Origin of the sequence: Microbacterium album, assembly GCF_014643695.1 — a bacterium.
Taxonomy (GTDB): domain Bacteria; phylum Actinomycetota; class Actinomycetes; order Actinomycetales; family Microbacteriaceae; genus Microbacterium; species Microbacterium album.
The window spans coordinates 360,142-360,341 of sequence record NZ_BMJY01000003.1; the positions used below are offsets into that span (position 1 = coordinate 360,142).

General features: G+C 75.0%; 1 protein-coding gene. It reads right to left on the minus strand.

What is annotated here, in order from left to right:
- Positions 1 to 200 (minus strand): hypothetical protein (locus IEX37_RS15870; protein ID WP_194461743.1); only part of this gene is annotated, 200 nt, incomplete at both ends.

Genomic DNA, 200 nt, shown 5'->3' on the forward strand with positions numbered 1-200 from the left:
TCGGGTGGTGCGCTCCAGCAGCTCCACCCCATTGCGGCACCCGAACCGGGCCGAGAGGCGGTCCTCGGAGTCGCGGGCAGACCGGACGCCCACCTCGCCGGCCAGACGCACCCGGGCCGCGTCGACCATCCGCCCCAACGCCTCCACCGTGCCGACGGCATCGACCAGATCGGCGTCCGCCAGGGCCCCGGTCTGCTGGA